Origin of the sequence: Nostoc sp. LEGE 06077, assembly GCF_015207705.1 — a bacterium.
Taxonomy (GTDB): Bacteria; Cyanobacteriota; Cyanobacteriia; order Cyanobacteriales; family Nostocaceae; genus Nostoc_B.
On the sequence record NZ_JADEWI010000002.1, the window covers coordinates 47,834 to 66,675 of the forward strand.

14 protein-coding genes are annotated in these 18,842 nt (G+C 39.3%); 11 read left to right on the forward strand and 3 right to left on the reverse strand.

Annotation, left to right across the window (positions count from 1 at the left end):
• The first annotated feature begins 993 nt into the window (after nucleotides 1-993).
• From IQ244_RS01690 to IQ244_RS01715, 6 genes are all read left to right on the forward strand, one after another.
• A complete protein-coding gene (locus IQ244_RS01690) occupies nucleotides 994-1,524 on the forward strand; it encodes an NYN domain-containing protein (RefSeq protein ID WP_015114631.1) in 531 nt (176 codons plus the stop codon).
• An 89-nt stretch (nucleotides 1,525-1,613) separates the two neighbouring features.
• Entirely contained in the window at nucleotides 1,614-3,206 is a 1,593-nt protein-coding gene (locus IQ244_RS01695; RefSeq protein ID WP_193889343.1) for a 2-isopropylmalate synthase, read from the forward strand.
• A 699-nt stretch (nucleotides 3,207-3,905) separates the two neighbouring features.
• The gene (gene arsM, locus IQ244_RS01700; protein ID WP_193889344.1) at nucleotides 3,906-4,874 is read left to right on the forward strand and encodes an arsenosugar biosynthesis arsenite methyltransferase ArsM; all 969 of its coding nucleotides are present in this window, start codon (nucleotides 3,906-3,908) and stop codon (nucleotides 4,872-4,874) included.
• A gap of 15 nt (nucleotides 4,875-4,889) precedes the next feature.
• Complete coding sequence (locus tag IQ244_RS01705; protein ID WP_193889345.1) at nucleotides 4,890-5,849, forward strand: inorganic phosphate transporter; 960 nt, start codon at nucleotides 4,890-4,892, stop codon at nucleotides 5,847-5,849.
• Nucleotides 5,850-5,901: 52 nt separating this feature from the next.
• Entirely contained in the window at nucleotides 5,902-6,909 is a 1,008-nt protein-coding gene (gene arsS / locus IQ244_RS01710; RefSeq protein ID WP_193889346.1) for an arsenosugar biosynthesis radical SAM (seleno)protein ArsS, read from the forward strand.
• A 724-nt stretch (nucleotides 6,910-7,633) separates the two neighbouring features.
• On the forward strand, nucleotides 7,634-8,113 hold the full coding sequence (locus IQ244_RS01715) for a globin domain-containing protein (RefSeq protein ID WP_228058679.1): 480 nt from the start codon (nucleotides 7,634-7,636) through the stop codon (nucleotides 8,111-8,113).
• A gap of 289 nt (nucleotides 8,114-8,402) precedes the next feature.
• Here the strand turns inward: IQ244_RS01715 and IQ244_RS01720 are convergent, their stop codons facing one another.
• Nucleotides 8,403-9,356, reverse strand: a complete 954-nt coding sequence (locus tag IQ244_RS01720; RefSeq protein ID WP_193889347.1) for a glycosyltransferase family A protein — start codon at nucleotides 9,354-9,356, stop codon at nucleotides 8,403-8,405.
• Nucleotides 9,357-9,514: 158 nt separating this feature from the next.
• Here IQ244_RS01720 and IQ244_RS01725 point away from each other — a divergent pair, with 158 nt between their 5' ends.
• Nucleotides 9,515-10,747, forward strand: a complete 1,233-nt coding sequence (locus IQ244_RS01725; protein ID WP_193889348.1) for a glycosyltransferase family 4 protein — start codon at nucleotides 9,515-9,517, stop codon at nucleotides 10,745-10,747.
• Nucleotides 10,748-11,104: 357 nt separating this feature from the next.
• On the opposite strand, the gene IQ244_RS01730 is transcribed toward IQ244_RS01725, so the two are convergent.
• Nucleotides 11,105-11,425, reverse strand: coding sequence for a hypothetical protein (locus IQ244_RS01730; RefSeq protein ID WP_193889349.1), 321 nt, complete (start codon nucleotides 11,423-11,425; stop codon nucleotides 11,105-11,107).
• 712 nt (nucleotides 11,426-12,137) lie between these two features.
• On the opposite strand from IQ244_RS01730, the gene IQ244_RS01735 reads away from it, so the two are divergent.
• From IQ244_RS01735 to glpK, 4 genes are all read left to right on the forward strand, one after another.
• Nucleotides 12,138-13,415: a hypothetical protein gene (locus tag IQ244_RS01735; RefSeq protein ID WP_193889350.1), complete on the forward strand. Its 1,278-nt coding sequence runs from the start codon at nucleotides 12,138-12,140 to the stop codon at nucleotides 13,413-13,415.
• 851 nt (nucleotides 13,416-14,266) lie between these two features.
• Entirely contained in the window at nucleotides 14,267-15,454 is a 1,188-nt protein-coding gene (locus tag IQ244_RS01740) for a helix-turn-helix domain-containing protein (RefSeq protein ID WP_193889351.1), read from the forward strand.
• 95 nt (nucleotides 15,455-15,549) lie between these two features.
• Nucleotides 15,550-16,071, forward strand: a complete 522-nt coding sequence (locus IQ244_RS01745; protein WP_193889352.1) for a GNAT family N-acetyltransferase — start codon at nucleotides 15,550-15,552, stop codon at nucleotides 16,069-16,071.
• A gap of 85 nt (nucleotides 16,072-16,156) precedes the next feature.
• Entirely contained in the window at nucleotides 16,157-17,665 is a 1,509-nt protein-coding gene (gene glpK, locus IQ244_RS01750; RefSeq protein ID WP_193889353.1) for a glycerol kinase GlpK, read from the forward strand.
• Between the two features lie 156 nt (nucleotides 17,666-17,821).
• Here glpK and IQ244_RS01755 read toward each other — a convergent pair whose 3' ends face one another.
• Nucleotides 17,822-18,832 (reverse strand): hypothetical protein, encoded by a 1,011-nt coding sequence (locus tag IQ244_RS01755; RefSeq protein WP_193889354.1) that lies wholly within the window; start codon nucleotides 18,830-18,832, stop codon nucleotides 17,822-17,824.
• Nucleotides 18,833-18,842: the final 10 nt, after the last annotated feature.

Sequence of the window (18,842 nt, forward strand, 5' to 3'; positions counted from 1 at the left end):
CCTAGCTCTAAAAATTAAATTATGTACTTCGCTCACTGGAAATCTGCTGTCTTGAGTCTCGTTTTTCCCAGAAACATATTGAAATAAAACTTAAATGAAAATCTTATACATTTGTAATCTATCTTCTCTGACTCTGCACAATTTGCTGAACAAGCCTGAATTTGGGAGGCTTTCAACCTCAACCTAGGCTGAATGATTTGCTGAGTAAATTTTAGTAGTAATTGCTCCTTTCCCCGACTGAAACTGAGAAAATTCCCACCTAACAGGCTGAGGTTTTTTAAATATGTCGCTGAAACTTGGTTTGAGAGTGTAAGAGTATAAAGGTGGAGGAAATAGAAAATTTTTTGTTTGTTTCTTGGTTTCCACTCTAAGTTAAAAATCGCCTCTTGCCAGGATCTAGGCATTCTGCATTGGATTGCGGCGAGATTTTCACGTTTGGAGACACAATATGAGCCTCCTAGAAATTATGATCCAGGAAGCTTTATTGGAAAAGACTTCAACCTGTTGTGTCAAGGTCGCATTTGTGAAAAAGTCTACCATGTTGTTAACAGTAAAACCTATATGTGGATTAATATACTTGAAATCTCTCCTGCACTTCCTAGTTTCCTCTACTTTCGACATTTGCCTTAACAGATAACTTTACTTAACTCAACTTTATTGATATATGAGCATCAGCCAATATCCTCCTTTCAGACCTATGCCTTACCTCTTTAGGAGTAAAATTGACAGTTATATAACTAAGAATGCTGTTACTCAGTCAACTTTATTGGTAGATTTTAATCATCTGACCTATTTATATAGTGTTAGAGGTTAAACTATCGAACACCCAGCAGCTTGGGTTTATGTTTGCGTCAAATTTATGCTTTGAAAGAGGTAAGATAAAGGCTATACATGAGGAACTAGTTCCCAGCTATTAGCAAATTTATGATTTAAGAGTTGCTATAATCTATTGTTCAATCTAAATTCATTGCTATATATTAGGTGTAAATTTTTATGGGTTCCCCTATGAATCGTCTGTCTATTTTTGTAGACGGAAATAATATGTTCTATGCTCAACAAAAAAATGGCTGGTTTTTTGACCCACGGCGAGTATTAGAATATTTCAAACATGAGCAATCAGAAACAACTTTGATTAATGCCTTCTGGTACACTGGTTTAAAAGACCCACAAGATCAACGAGGTTTCCGAGATGCTCTCATCAGTTTAGGATATACAGTCCGAACGAAAATCCTCAAAGAATATTATGATGATACTTCCGGTCGCTATTCCCAAAAAGCTAATTTAGATATAGAAATTGTTGTAGATATGTTTAATACTGTAGACCAGTATGACCGGGTAGTTTTATTTAGTGGTGATGGGGATTTTGAAAGAGCTATTGAATTATTACGATCTAAAAATACACATATTACGGTAGTGTCTACAGAAGGAATGATTGCCAGAGAACTGCGTAATGCTACGGACAGATATATAGATTTAAACGATATTAGAGACCAAATAGAAAAAGTAGATGGTCAAGTGCCTTAGCAATAATTATTTACAAAAATCAGAGTAAAACAACTAAGGTTACAAATATTTAAAATAAAAGAACTACACCTAAACCAAAAACCAAAAAGATGAATAAACCAGAGCGAATTATCATTTTTGATACTACACTCCGAGATGGCGAACAATGTCCAGGCGCAACGCTGAATATAGATGAAAAGCTGGCGATCGCCAAACAATTAGCCCGCTTAGGTGTGGATATAATTGAAGCAGGTTTCGCTTTTGCGAGTCCAGGAGATTTTGAAGCAGTTAGCAAAATTGCCCAAACTGTAGGTACAGAAGATGGCCCAGTAATTTGTAGTTTAGCTAGAGCTAGACACGATGATATTAAAACAGCCGCAGCAGCAATTAAAGGGGCAGCACGGGGCAGAATTCATACATTTATTGCTACTTCTGATATTCACCTGCAATACAAACTCAAAAAAACCAAGTCAGAAGTCATAGCGATCGCGGAAGAAATGGTCGCTTATGCCAAAAGTTTTACCGATGATGTGGAATTTTCCCCGGAAGATGCGGGACGTTCCGATCCAGAATTTTTGTATCAAGTATTAGAACGAGCGATCGCCGCTGGCGCAACTACAGTTAATATTCCTGATACCGTTGGTTATACAACTCCCAGCGAATTTGGTGGATTAATTAAGGGCATTAGAGAAAATGTACCTAACATTGATCAAGCAATTATCTCGGTTCACGGACATAACGATTTAGGTTTAGCAGTTGCTAACTTCTTAGAAGCAGTCAAAAATGGCGCACGCCAATTAGAATGCACCATCAATGGTATTGGTGAACGTGCAGGTAATGCGGCCTTAGAAGAATTAGTCATGGCCTTACACGTCCGCCGTCAATACTTCAACCCCTTCCTCGGAAGACCGGTTGAATCAGAAGAACCATTAACTAATATTGACACCCGACAAATTTATAAAACCTCCCGTCAAGTTTCGAGTTTGACAGGAATGTTAGTCCAACCAAATAAAGCAATTGTCGGCGCAAATGCCTTCGCCCATGAATCTGGCATCCACCAAGATGGGGTATTAAAAAATAAACTTACCTACGAAATTATGGATGCCCAATTAATTGGGTTAACAGACAATCAAATCGTCTTGGGCAAACATTCCGGGAGAAATGCTTTCCGCACCCGCTTGAAAGAATTGGGCTTTGAATTATCAGAAACTGAATTAAACAAAGCCTTCGTCAGATTTAAAGAAGTTGCTGACAAAAAGAAAGAAATTTCTGATTGGGATTTGGAAGCAATTGTTAATGATGAAATTCAACAAGCGCCCGATTTATTCCGTGTCGAATTGGTGCAAGTTTCTTGCGGTAGCAACGCCCGTCCCACCGCTACAGTCACCCTCCGTACCCCCAATGGTGAAGAATTAACCGATGCAGCCATTGGTACTGGGCCTGTTGATGCAGTTTATAAAGCAATTAACCGTGTAGTAAACGTACCTAACCAGTTAATTGAATTTTCTGTGCAGTCAGTAACCGGCGGGATTGATGCCATTGGGGAAGTCACAATTCGTCTGCGCTATGAATCGAGAGTATTTTCTGGTCATGCAGCTAACACAGACATCATAGTTGCCTCAGCGCAAGCTTATGTTAATGCGCTGAATCGACTTTATGCATCCTTACAAACGAAAGAAAAGCAAGCAGAAGTCACTGCATAAAGAAAAAAGGTATAAGGCTGTATGGGTGTGAGTGAAAAATCTGCGCCCTGCAACCTTTACGCCCAATCTCAACAATTAACATTGGTGCATTTGGGAAACATAAATCTAGTCAGCTAAAACACCTCTAAATTAGAGAATCAGCCGGAAAGGTCGTCCTTGGTCATTGGTCATTTGGGTTGACAAAGTGCAACTTGAATGCAAACAAGCTTACACCACGGCGTAAATAAACCACCCATTTCAAATTATCTAAAAGTTTGCCATATCATCTGTTTGACTTCACAGCGGTACGCAGAATATTCCAACTTAAGTGTGATAACGATTTGGCGTTGCATAAGTGAAGAAGTCTAGCAAAAAAGTATTAGTTAAGAAAGGTTTGAGGAATTTAGTAATTAGTCTGTTCCAGCCACAAGGAGGAGCCAGTCTCGTGGGTGGCTTTGCTGAGTTGAGAGAACTGGCGTTGAGGGTTATACCGAAAACAATCCAAAATCTAAAATTGGCACGCTCAAACCATTGCTTATGGTTGCAGACTCCTATTTAAGGAGTTGAAGAAAGCGGTACTATAAACTTGCTACTCTCCTCTTTCGGGAAAGTTAATTAACTGTACTTATCTATCTAGAGTGAAATTTATTTAGGCAATAGCAGTTATATTAAGATGCACAGAGTGGAGTATTCGCAAAAAAACCCAACATTAAGACTGGAATGACTTATCTAGAAACAGCGGCGGAATTTTACCGCGAAGTTGCAGAAAAACCACAAGTAGGACTTTGTTGTGTACAAAGTTCACCCTTGCAGTTACCTGGCTTGAAAATTCCTTTGCCTATGCAAGAAATGAATTATGGTTGTGGTACAACTGTTCACCCTACAGAACTCGCGCACCAACCAACTGTGCTTTATGTTGGTGTTGGTGGTGGGTTAGAGGCGTTACAATTTGCTTATTTTTCTCGCCGTACTAGTGCTGTGATTGCTGTTGAACCAGTTGCAGCCATGCGACAGGCTGCTACACGCAACCTAGAAATTGCAGCCACTGAAAACACTTGGTTTGAACCAAATTTTGTAGAAATTCGGGCAGGTGATGCTTTTAATGTGCCTGTAGAGAATGCTTCTGTAGATATTGTCGCGCAGAATTGCCTGTTCAACATTTTTGAACCAGAAGATTTAACCAGAGCTTTAAAAGAAGCATATCGTGTGCTGAAACCAGGTGGACGGTTGCAGATGAGTGATCCCATTACTACCCGTCCGATTCCTGTGCATCTTCAACAAGATGAGCGACTACGCGCCATGTGTTTGTCAGGCGCACTTACCTACCAAGAGTATACTCAGCGCATCATTGACGCTGGCTTTGGTCAAATTGAAATTCGCGCCCGTCGTCCTTATCGGTTACTTGATGTTCAAACTTACAACTTAGAAGGAAACCTCCTTTTAGAAAGTCTAGATTCGGTTTCTTTTAAAGTGGCTATTCCCGAAGATGGTGCTTGTATTTTCACTGGCAAGACGGCTATTTACTGTGGTGCAGAATCGTTGTTAGATGATGGAGCAGGTCATCTACTTCAGCTTGGTATTCCCGCAGCAGTCTGTGATAAAACTGCGGCTAAACTGGCGGCTTTAGACCCAGAGAAAATCATAATAACTGATTCAACCTGGCACTATAACGGTGGTGGTTGCTGTTAAAACTTAAACCCCAAAATGTTAATTATTAGTCTATTTTTGGCTACGTTATTTTTAGCTTACTCTCATGGAGCAAATGACAACTTTAAAGGTGTAGCAACGCTGTTTGGCTGTGGTACAACTAGCTACCAAACAGCAATTCTATGGTCGACTATAATGACCTTTGCTGGTGCAATTGCTTCGATATTTATGTCAAGTACATTAGTTAACAAATTTTCTGGGCAAGGGATTTTTCCAGATGAAATTGCTAATGTCCCAGAAATTCATTTAGCCGTGGCGATCGCATCTGGTGCAACAGTGTTGATGGCTGCTTTGACGGGATTCCCAATTTCGACAACTCACAGCTTAACAGGTGGCTTACTAGGGGCGGGATTAGTGGCGATCGGTCTCAAAGTTAATTTTGCTGTATTAGTAAAATCTTTTATAATACCTTTATTCTTTAGTCCCCTGATTGCCATTTTCTTGGCCGCCGGACTTTATAAGTTAATTGAATATTGTAATTCTCAATTTAACTTGTTGGCTAATCAAAAAATTCTAGATACCCTGCATTTTCTCAGCGCTGGAGTTGTCAGCTTTGCGAGAGGCATAAATCAAACTCCAAAAATAGTTTCTATTATTCTAATTATTGAATATTTTTCCATTCAAGGCGGAATGTTAACGATCGCAATGGCAATGGCACTGGGTGGTTTACTCAACTCCCAAAGAATTGCCGAGACTATGAGTACAAGAATTACCACTATAGATTCTACTCAAGGTTTATCTGCCAATCTAGTGACTGGATTTTTAGCGATCGCCGCTACTTGTTTTAGTTTGCCTATTTCGACAACTCATGTTGCAGTTAGTTCCATTGTTGGTGTCGGCTTAACTGAAAACAAAGTTAATTTACGTGTTTTCTGGCAAATAATTATTGCCTGGATTTTCACTTTACCTACTACTGCAATTATTAGTGGTATCGCCTATAGATTATTGCAAGGCTAGATATTCTCTGCTGCCGATATTGATGTTTATTTGCAATTAGGAAGATAAACTTATGCAAACTACCTCAACTAACCAAATAAATACACCAATCACTTTATTCAAGCATAAACTAAATACTCCTTTAACCAAAAAGAAAATTACTGTTTTACAAATTAACCTAGGTAAACGCTGCAATCTTGCTTGCGCCCATTGTCATGTTGAAGCCAGTCCAAAACGTACAGAAGAACTTTCTCCAGAAATCTGCACACAGTTGATTGAATTAATTTATAAATTCCCCGAAATTGAAATCGTTGATTTGACGGGTGGCGCACCAGAAATGAATTATGGCTTTAAACCACTCGTAGAAGCGGCAAAAGCAACTGGTAAACAGATAATTGTGCGGTCTAATTTGACTATTTATTTTGCAGAAGGCTTTGGAGATTTACCAGAATATTTCGCGCAAAATCAAGTTAGAATTGTTGCCTCTTTACCCTGTTACTTAGCAGATAATGTTGATAAAATGCGCGGTGCAGGTGTTTTTGATGATTCGATTAAAGCATTGCAGTGGCTAAATAGATTTGGTTATGGACAAGCAGCTAACTTAATTTTAGATTTGGTTTATAATCCTCAGTTACCCACAGGTGAAAAATTTGCTTTAGCCCCTGAACAAACTAATTTAGAGCGAGATTATAAAAGATTTTTAAAAGACAATTTTAATATTGAATTTAATAATTTGTTTACCATTACAAATCTACCAGTTGGTAGAACCAAGATGTATTTAGAGCGAAAAAAACTCTATATACCCTATCTACAATTTTTAGAATCTCATTTTAATACCAACACCATTGAGCATTTGATGTGTCGTAATGAACTTTCGATTGATTATTTAGGCAATGTTTATGATTGCGATTTTAACCAAATGATGAATCTACCAGCGAAAAACGCCAAGGGGGAAAACTTAACAGTTACTCAATTGTTAGCAGCTAGTAATTTAGACTTAATTTCGGAAGTACAAACAGCCGCCTATTGCTATGGTTGTACCGCTGGGAGTGGTTCTAGTTGCGGTGGTGCTTTAATCTAAAATTAACTACAGAAAGAGTTAAAAACCTAAGAATGTAGGGTTATGTCATCAAATGATAATCTTGCTGCAAATTTTATTAAGAGTGGGTAAATAATCTTGCCAGGGGTTATATGATGAGATTAGTTAAGTCTCCTCACACCACACTATAAAACCGTAGAAATTATATTTTTCTACGGTTTTTATTTTTTATCACAAGAGTATAGCAGTATCCAAGTTGGTTAGGACATCGATAAATAATAAAACTTAGACACCACAAAGCTTTTAACCCTGTCCCCTGCTATATATCTGGGACTGATTGCTATGCTGTCCAAAAATTTCTGTTACCAAAATTGTTACGAGGGTATAGCAAACTAGGCAGTTACCCTATCATGATATGTAGTTAAGCTCCTCATACCACACCGAAAGCCATGCAACTCTGAGTTGTAGTGGCTTTCTTCTTTACTTATACAGTGACAGATATATAGTATGGCAATCTGTTTTTTGAAAAAATCTCATGAGGGGTATAGGCTTCGTCTACATTCTTACCTTTGGGGAACATGAAGTGCGTTACTTACCAACCTAGAGCATCGCCTACTACTCTCATTCAACAATAAAATATGATTCCTATAGCTCGGTAAAAGAGAAACCTGCATTCTGTTGATGATAGTAACGGGTACCCTTCTTTGAGCAAGCTCATAGTAATTAATCAAAATATTTACTAAATTGAATTTAACTTAAATTGCAAATGAGCGAAGAAATTATGATTAGCCAGCAAACAATCGATATTGTTAAATCTACTGCACCCATCTTAAAAAGGAACGGTCAGCAAATCACATCTCGGATGTATGAAATTATGTTTCAAAATCATCCCGATATTAAAGCACAATTTGATATGTCTGCTCAAGCAAATGGCTCTCAGCCTGCAAAATTAGCTACAGCAGTTTATGGTTATGCTAGTCACATTGATAATCTTGCAGCTTTAACACCAATGGTAGAAAAGATTGCCCAACGCCATGTACAAACCCATGTTATGCCAGAACAATATCCTATTGTAGGAGAAAGTTTGCTGCAAGCGATAAAAGATATATTAGGAACAGTAGCTACAGAAGAAGTTATAGCAGCTTGGACAGAAGCTTATCAAGTATTGTCTGAAGTCTTCATTAACAGAGAACATGACATATACGTGGCTGAATTAACAAATAGCATAGCTGCTGTTTGTAATTAAAAGCTATAGCTGATTGAACAGAGATTTTAGTAGTTATTCTCAAAACATACTGAAGTTGGAGCTTAACTGGCGATCGCAATTTCAAGTTTGAGCTATCTCATATTGTCATAGCCGATGAAGATTTTGGTTGCTGGAGCGACAGAAGTGATTGGTTAATAGCAAAATTACTAGGACTTACGCACGAGTTACGGAATAACGTAGACGCGATAGCGGCTTGCCGCAGGCTACCACAGAGACGCAGAGGACACAGAGGAATGAGAATTTGAGAGATTTTTTGCGTAAGTCCTAATTACTTCTGTCCTTTTTTAACTAACTTTAACCTGATTAATTTCCCGGCTGTTCTGGGAACAGCATATAACTTGCTAAACACAAGATTCCAGAAATAACCATATTGGGGAAAGTGTTTAATTAACAAGGCATCAGAAATTACATGAAATCTTGGTGGCTTTAAAGTGGGATCTTTGTCTATATATCTAATTTGTTCTGGTTTTGGCATCCAGTGACCGATAATAGCATCTTTCTCAAAAAAGTTAGCTTGGACAAATAAGCCAGATAATCTATCAAATCCACTTGAGGGTATCCACGTCACGGCTCCCATAACTTTTGTGGCGTGTGAAAGTTCTGGGAGTGCTTGCTGAATTAAATCATTGCGCCAAACAACGTTATTAAAATTTTCTACATGATAACCTTCGTTGTCTTTTCTGGTTAAGAATGGCCAGAAAAGATAACGCCAATCAAAATTTTTATTTAAGGGAGCAATGGGAACTTCTAATAAGCCTTTATAGTTACCTTTTTGGTAAGGATAAGGATTTTCAGGAGTTTTTTTGCATATTTCCAATTTCTCAACATCAGGAACTTCTGCCCAAGGTTGCTGGATACGTTTTTCATCATTCATATCAATATTCAGTTTTTGTAACCGCAGAATCCAACTTTCAGGGAATCTTTGAAAATATTTAGCCAATAATTCGCACACCTGGGGATGCACATAATCATCATCATCTAAGGCTAAAATATAGTCTCCTTGAGCATTGAGTAACCCTACAAACCTTTGCGGCATCTCGCCTTTATAGGGACTAATTATTTCTGTAACTCTGGGATCATTTATGGCTCTTGGTTTGACTTTAGGTGGATAAACTAAAATAAATTGGACAGAACCTGCTACTTTTAAAAGATTTTCTAGCCAATAGTCTGAAAATTTACCCAAGGTAGGAGTAATAATAGACAGAATCGGTTTATTATTCATATTTTTTGCTGATAGATTTGCGGAGTCTTGGTTGAAGAAATTCTGATAATGAATTGAGATGAATTAGCTTACATTTAACAAAATAGAAGTTAAAGTATTATCGATTAACACCATGATTGCATAACAATATTTACTAGGAAAAGGAGCAGCAAAATTATATGCGGATATTAATGCTATCGTCTACATTTCCATATCCGCCAAGTCGTGGAGGAACAGAAATTAGAACTTTTAATTTATTGAGATATCTTCAATATAACCACGACGTAACGTTGATTACACAGAATAACAAGGAAACAACATTAGCCGAGATAGAGGAATTACGGAAATATGTAGGTGAATTGATTGTTCTTCCTTTACCGCCACAACCTCAAGAAAAAAATGCGATCGCTCGTTTATTTGGTAAGACAGCACGCTTTTTGGAGTCAGTACTCAAAGCAACACCGCCAAATGTTCTCCATCGCTATTCTCCAGAGATTCAAGCTTGTGTCGATGAATATGTCCGCGCTGGTAAGTGTGATGTGATTACTTGTGAACATAGTGTCAATGAAATTTATATTAAGCCAGAGTACCGTCACAGTGTAAATACGGTGGTTGATGTCCACAGTTCCGTATACGGCTGGATTCGTGATCATCTAGAAATGGGTGCGGCGCAAAATGCACTGCGCGATCGCCTTTATTTGTCTCTGGTTCTCAAGCGCTATGAGCGGCGTTACTGTAATAAATTTTCTAACATTGTGGTGACTACAGAAGACGATCGCCAAGAATTTCTCAAACTGCGTCCTGAACTAGAAATCAAAGTAATTCCCAACGGTGTCGATTTAGAATTATTTCCCTATCGTCACCAAGATCCCGGCGGACATAAATTAATCTTTGTCGGTGCGATGGATGCTTCACATAATATAGATGCAGCACGTTTTTTTGCTGTGGAAGTCTTACCAAAATTACAAACACAGTATCCAGACACCACCTTTAGTATTGTTGGTGCTAGACCCACACCAGAAGTTTTAGAGTTGAATAATCTTCCCGGCGTGATTGTCACTGGTCGTGTGGCTTCAATGTCAGAATACTTGCATCAGTCTACAGTTTGTGTAGTACCGCTGAGAACTGGTTTTGGGATTAAAAATAAAACATTGGAAGCAATGGCTGCGGGTGTACCTGTTGTGGCGAGCGATCGCGGTTTGGAAGGATTAGCTGTAGATATTGCAAATCAACCATTATGCGCTTTGAGAGCCAATACGCCAGCAGAGTATGTCACAGCTATTAGTCAATTATTTGATCACCCTCAACTGCGTTCAGAATTGTCTGATCACGGTAGACAATTAGTTGAAGCAGAATTCACATGGGATATTGCTGGAAAACGTTATGAGCAAGTGCTGCTACAGCAGTCCTAAATAACCTGATGCTACGGTATACACACAAATGTTCGTTGAGTGCATCTGTCCCGCCTCGGAATGAATTCCGAGTCTCATAGCGCAAGTCATCTTCAGATGACTCAACTAAAAATATATTCCAGTCCACGTTTTGTGGACTTTGGCTATGAGCCTAGAACTTTAGTTCTAGGCGGGATACGGTTTCAGACGGCAAATTTTCGACTTGTGTGTACACAGTAGTTGTAGGGAAGGGGTTGGGGGTTAGGTTTGCGAAAAAGTTAAACACGGCGTTAAATAATTCGTAAATAAATAGATCCCCGACTTCTCAAAGAATTCAGGGATCTGAAATTTCAAATTTTAAGAAAATAAAAGCTGATTTTACTGTTGCATGGAAGGTGAGGCAAAAATTCGACTGTTGATAGGAATGCGAAGTGTAGGTTGAGTATTAGCTTGATTATTAGTTACCGCAGCTGTAGTTTCCGAATTATCAGAGATGACAGTTGATTTGATATTTGCCGAATCCTCGGCGCTATTCACTGGCAATACTTCATTTTTATTCAATGATGTTTTCTGTGGTGAATCATTATTATCTAATTCAGATTTTGCTTCTGTGGCAACTTGAGCATGACAGGGAACGCACATGAAGCTAGAGACGATACTGAGAAGTAGCGCTAGGAGAGGACAACTATATTGTTTCATTGCAGTGGTGTAGGGTTGGTATTTAAAGCTGGTATGCGTTGCGTTATGCTATATATAAGCCTAAAATTCTGAGTTTTATCTTTATGAGAAATACATCATTATGTTGCTATTTTTAAAGCAATTCCTAAAGAAAACCCATTTAAAAAACAACTAAAACTTCAACCGATAGATGCACACTAATATAATAATTATCAGACTCCTTTGGGAAGCAAGATAACGCAACTATCAGCAATATAAAAGAAAACCAGATAATATTTAAAGAGCAAAACTACTGATTTTATTGCGGTTGCTAACCTTTAGCAAAGGGGAATTTACTCGCATATTTAAGGATATATGCAGCTTAAATACATGAACTTTTTATCAATATTTATTTTGATTATGTTTCCTATATCGAAACTTCACTAAAATTAGATAAATAGACGTATATTAGCTGTATAAATTTTAGTTGCCAGCAGAAACTTTAAAAGTATATATTAAGTCTTTATATTTCAAGATTACTGACGAAACTGAGTATTTGGCGATCGCACATCGATTTGAGCTATAAGTTTGAAGAAGAATCTCAATTATTAGTTGGTTTGAATTATCAGCTAATTCTAGACTAGCAAGGATTTTCCAGCTTAATTAGATAGGGAGAAAATCAGAAACAGGGAATCAGCAAACAGCCTTTTGACCTTTTACTAAGCTTCATAGAAATTACATAGGAGTCTGATATATGAAATTGAACCACTTTACAAATACCTTTGTTTTGATGTTGGTGATTTTAAATTTCTCGCCAACAGCTAAAGCGCAAACACCAGAAAGTAAAACTTCTGCACTATCTCAAGAAGTGGCTGTGCTACGCAAACAAGGAATTCAGGGATTGCAAAAATTCCTCGATTACCACAGAAATGAACTCAATCCTCGCGCCTCAGATGCAGTTCTGCCAAATCCTCAAATTCGTGTAGCGTTAGATGAACTTTGTCAACAGCGAGACTGCTATGCTTCGCGGTTATACTGGTACACTGATTTAGAAGCAGCTAAAGCAGCTGCCAAAGCTAGTGGTAAACCAATTTTATCTCTGCGTTTGTTAGGCAGACTAGATCAAGATTTAAGTTGTGCGAATAGTCGGTTTTTTCGGGTAGCGCTGTATCCCAATGCCGCAATTGCTCAAGTTTTACAAAACCGCTTTATTTTACACTGGCAGTCAGTCCGTCCTGTACCCAAAGTGACAATTGATTTTGGTGATGGTCGCAAACTAGAACGCACCATCACAGGGAACAGCATTCACTATATATTAGATGCTTCTGGTCGTCCGATTGATGCGATTCCTGGACTCTACGGCCCCAAAGCTTTTTTGCGTCAACTACAACAAGCTGAAGTTGCAGCCAAGGAATATAGTAAACTTCCTATCACTCAGCGTCAGGCTTTCTTACAGAAATACCATAGCGATCGCCTGAATGCAATCCAAACTCGATGGACGGCTGATTTATCTCGGTTGGGTATTCAATCTCCCCCACGACTGGTAGAAAAGCAATCACCCACAGCAGAAATTGCCGGTTCTTTGGCGGTGACTAAAATGGCCGTCGAAAACCCAATGCTAAGTGCTTTGCGTTCTGGTGCGGAAGCAAATCGCAATACCTTAGCCGAAATTACCGATCAAGCTGCTTGGAACAAAATTGCTCAACTTTATGCCACTGATGCCAAACTAGATCAAAATAGCATCTCTTTAATAGGTGCGAAAAAATTTGCCTCCGCTAAAACCACAGCCGAAAGTTTGCCCAAAATAGTCAACAAATTTGAAACTTTGATGGCTTTAGATACCGCCAGAAATGAATATATGCTGCACAGCCAAATTCATCAATGGTTTATGCAAGATGCTCAAACTAGTAACTTAGATCAATTGAATGATAAAGTTTACGCCCAACTTTTTTTGACTCCTAGTTCTGACCCTTGGTTAGGACTTTTATCTAACGATAGCTACAGTGCTATTGATAATGATGGTTTACGCTAACGGAAACTTAGTAATGCCGCGTTTTTAGATATAGATAAGGTTATACCTGCGGTAGTAGCAGCTTTATTCTTTTGATAGAAGCTATGGCAAAAAGGATCACATATCTTTAAGCTATAGCAGTCCTAAATACTTGTGGACGACAAGATACCCGATTTTTTCAAGAGTCGGGTATCTGAATATTATCAATTTTTACACCTCACAGATGATTGCTATAGACGAATCAAAAGTGGAGCAATAATCATGCACTAACAAGTTGATAAAATAATCCCGAATCTTTACAGGGTATGATTTAGGCAAACATAAATTATGTTGATACTAAAACATAGTACTGAAAAAAATTTCCCAAATAACCGAGCGATCGCCACCTTAGTTCAGCTTGAAGCATCAGAATTTTTTGCTAAATGCTAAACTTTTGTCACAAAATTGCGCTTAATGTATCCCAATAAGCTGTAAAATGTTTGTGGGCTAAATCTGTGTTATTAAATAAAAATTTCAGAAGTCAGAATCAACACTTTGACTACTATCCGTAGCCATTAGTGGGGGATTCTGATCCACAACTTGTTTTGTTTAGTTAGCAACTCAAACAAAATATAAGTAATAAACATATTGAAAATTAAATATATTAGTAATAATTACTAATATAAAACATAGAAAATTATTTTTAAAAATTTTTCTATGCTTTATAGCGTTTTCAACTCTGGTAGGTTACACAATTACCCCTCCCCAACCCTCCCCTTCCTAAGGGGAGGGTTGGGGAGGGGTGTATTTCATCTGACTGATAATTGCTATATATAATTATTAATATGTAGGGTTTTTGCTGAATCTTTGCAAGCAAGTAGCGTGAAGTAAAGATGAATATAAAATTATTTATCCAACGTTTAGAAGCTTTGCATAAACCTTTAGCAGATTTGTATCAAACTGCTAGTATTTTGCCTTGGATTCCTCCTGAGATGCTACCACAGGCTTTTCAAGAACTTTATAGTACTTCTAAGATGCTACAGTTAGCAGCAGAAGAACTATATCAGCAAAATGAAGCACTAAAAGAAACACAAAATCTACTAGAAACAGAACGCGAACACTACCAAGATTTATTTGAGTATGCACCAGATGCCTATTTAGTCACTAATCCAGAAGGCATTATTGAAAACGCTAACTTAACAGCAGCTAAATTGCTGAATATGACCAGACAGTTTCTGATTGGCAAAGCAATGATTAACTTTGTCTGTTTAGAAGAACGCCAGCACTTTCGTCACGAACTCAATCAGCTACATCATACAGATAGAAGCAAAGAGTTAGTCATCCGCTTGCAACAACGTCATGGCGAATACTTTGACGCAGCTTTCACAGTCAAAGTAGTGCGGGATCAACAGGCTCAAGCAATACATTTACTTTGGTTAATCCGGAATATTAGCGATCGCCAGCCAACAAAATTACAATCAGTTCAGAATGACAGCGATTTGATGGAGAATCGCCCTAGATACAAACATCCTAAAGGCGAAAATATTCCGCTGAATACCTCAGTTATTTGGTACATTTGTCGAGGTTTGGTTAAACTCAGCACCTTTAGTGAAACTGGCGAAGAAGTCTTGCTAGGGCTGGCAAAAACACAAATGGTGTTTGGTTCTGATATGACTTCTTTATCCATTTACCAAGCTACAGCTTTATCCGATGTTGAGTTAGTCCCAATTTACGCATCAGAAATATTAGTAACCCCTACACTTAGTCATACGCTGTTACCCAAAATCAATCAGCGGTTACAACAAACAGAATCATTTTTACTTATTTCTAAAAAGCAACTAGTAGAAGACAGGTTGAACTATTTATTAGAGCTTTTAAAACAGGAAGTAGGTGAACCTATAGAAAGCGGGACTCGCTTCAGCGTGCGCTTCACTCATGAAGATATAGCGAGTGCTTGTGGTACTACCAGAGTCACAATTACACGATTGTTAGGTAAATTACAACAACAAGGTTTAATTACGTTTGATGCCAAAAAACACATAATTTTGAAGAAGTCAGAATTCAGAAGTCAGAATAAATAAATTACCAACTATAGCAGAAGGCAGGAGAAAAAGTCTTACTATTCCTGGCATTCAAGCTTTCAAATTGTCTTAACATATCTGACTACCGCTATACTATGATTCCTCAACTTGAAACTCAACGCCTTATCCTACGAGGGTTTTGTGAAGCAGATTTGGATGCTTACGCTGATATGTGCGCCCATCCAGAGGTGATGCGTTATATCGGTACGGGTCAGCCTTTCTCGCGTGGGGAATCTTGGCGAAATATGGCGATGATAATTGGTCATTGGCAACTGCGAGGTTATGGATTGTGGGCTGTTGAAGAAAGCCAAACTGGTGAAATGATTGGTCGGATTGGCTGTTGGCAACCAGAAGGCTGGCCTGGGTTAGAGATTGGGTGGTCGTTGCGCCGGGATTATTGGGGATATGGCTTTGCGACAGAAGCAGCAACAGCAGCAATGAATTATGCTTTTAACCAATTACAGCGATCGCAGATTATTAGCTTAATTCATCCCCAAAATGTTGCTTCTGTGCGTGTAGCCCAGAAGTTAGGCGAAAAACTCCAAGGGACAACAGAAATTTTGGGAACTGAGGTGTTAGTCTACGGTCTGAGTCGAGAAGACTGGCAAAAAATGTAGAAATATCATAGGTCTGATCTCCTGTTAATACTTTGTGATATCGTTACCCAAACAGGAGTTCAGACTTCATATTTAATCAGTGACCTTGGAAAGTACATCTCCATCATCAGGTTATATCTTGGCTTTGGACTTGGGTACAACAGGCAACCGTGCTTTTGTATTTAACGCCGTAGGTCAAATTGTTGGGCAAGCATATAAAGAACTCACACAGTATTATCCCCAACCGGGTTGGCTAGAGCATGACCCGGAAGAAATTTGGCAAGATACCTGCTGGGTGATGCAAAATGCGATCGCTCAAGCTCAGATTTCACCATCAGATATAGTCGCCTTGGGATTAACTGTACAGCGGGAAACTTGCTTAATTTGGGATAAAACCACTGGTAAGCCTCTACATAAAGCCATTGTTTGGCAAGACCGCCGTACCGCACCTCTTTGTCATGAATTACAAACCCAAGGTTATGCACCAGAAATTTACGATCGCACTGGTTTAGTGATTGATGCTTATTTTTCGGCGACGAAGTTGAGATGGTTACTCGATAAAGTTACAGGTGTTGATTTAAATAATGTTTTGGCAGGTACGATTGATACTTGGATACTGTGGAAATTAACTGCGGGGAGAGTTCACGCCACCGACCACAGCAACGCCAGCCGCACCATGTTAATGAACCTGAAAACCTGCGCGTGGGATGAAACATTACTCGAAATCTTGCAAATTCCGGCGCAGATTTTGCCGCAGATTCAACCCAGCTTAGGTAAATTTGGTGTGACAGATAAAGCCTTGTTGGGTGCAGAAATTCCCATCACCGCTATTTTAGGCGACCAACAAGCAGCATTGTTTGGTCATGGCTGCGATCGCCCTGGTTTAATGAAATGCACTTATGGCACTGGTAGCTTTTTAGTGGCTCATACGGGTTCAGAAATTGTGCGATCGCACAATAAACTGATTTCCACTTTGGCTTGGACACAAAACCACAGCGGTAATTTAGAGATTGGCTATGCCTTAGAAGGCAGTATGTTTACCAGTGGTGCTTGTATCCAATGGTTGCGGGATGGCATCAAACTGATTAAGACGGCGGCGGAAACTGAAACAATGGCTAATCAAGTTGCCGATAACGGCGGCGTGTACTTTGTCCCTGCTTTTAGTGGACTGGGTGCGCCTTATTGGGATATGAGCGCCAGAGGAGCCTTTTTTGGCATTACCGCCAGCGTCCAACCCCAACATTTAGTGCGGGCTGTATTAGAAGCGATCGCCTATCAAGTTTTTGAAGTTGTGCAAGCTATTAATGCTTGTTCTCCCACGCCGATGAAGCGGTTAATTGTTGATGGCGGTGCTTGTGAAAACAACTTTCTTATGCAATTCCAAGCTGATGTCTTGGGCATTCCCGTAGAACGCCCGCAAATGCGCGATACCACCGTCCAAGGTGCAGCATTTGCCGCCGGTTTAGCAGCTGGATTTTGGCACAGCTACACAACATTAGTTAGTCAACGGCAAATCGACCGCATCTTTGAACCTAATCCAGCGAGGAATAACGCCTTAGCTAACTTCGCCACTTGGCAAAAAGCAGTTCAACGTAGTTTGGAATGGGCAGAGTAGAGCTAATCAATTTTGGATTTTAGATTGATAGCTGTAGTCACATAGATGAGGACATTGTTGATTGTTAAAAGCTTTGATGCAACTGCTTTAATATTCACCTCTCACCTATTTCCTCTCACCTGTCCCCTGTCCCCTATCCCCTGCTTCATTTCAGCCTCAAGCTTTGCGGACTAGCTTAGTATCCAAGGTATAAAAGCCAACTGTATCCGGCATTCTGGAGAATCGTCCTGTCCGATAACCGCGTGATAGTTCATTCAGTACCTTGCTTTTCACTTCTCTGACTTCATCCGCATCGAGGTTGCCATAAATGCCGGCGATAACTTCAGCTACACCAAAAACTTTCCCCGGATTTTGTCTAAAGAAAACGGTCAAAGCATCAATCAAAAATTGTCCCTCATAGGCTTTGAGCATAGGAATAACTTTTGTTTGTGGCACTACAACGGGCTTCTTCTTGCTTTTGCCAGTCTTAGAATTATTGTTGGTTTGATTGGTATTCACCAAACCCAAATCTAGGGTGTAACAACCAGGTTCATTGGGGATACCAAACCAAGCTTGTCTTTCTCTACCTTGGGTGAGTGAAGATTGAACTCTACCTTTGACAACTTTGAATACATGGGGTTCTAAGTCACCATAAAGCGATCGCACAATAAAATCTATATGGCAAACTGTACCCAGATGTTGTTCCAATAGCTGTTTAATAGCTTCCATCCGAGTTAAAGATTGATAGTCGCTCAACATGGGAATATCTACGTTATTCAGCGAGAAATCTTTGTTGAGGAAAGTGCTATCTATGACTGGGGATTCGTTGATGTTGGTTGTTGTGGAAGCAGAACTATCCGGTGCTAATTCTTCCGTGTCTGGCTGTTCTGCATCTGGATACGCCTCTAATTCGCTATCAGATGTCGCTACACCATCAGATGAGGGAGATAGAAGTAAGTCTTCTTGAGAAGCAGAGAGCATTTTGTTCACGACTTCAACTGTTAGCAGCTTATTGTTAGCCTCTGATGATGAAGACCAGCTAGATAATAAACCTTCGACATTGTTGAGTTGCGATCGCGCCTGATTATATAAATTTCCGTACTCTTCTACAAGGCGAGCGTAGTAGTCGCGTAATTCCAACAACGGCGAGATTAAGGTTTGGGGAGGGGGTTCCAATTGCGGTTTCATAGAGTGTTAA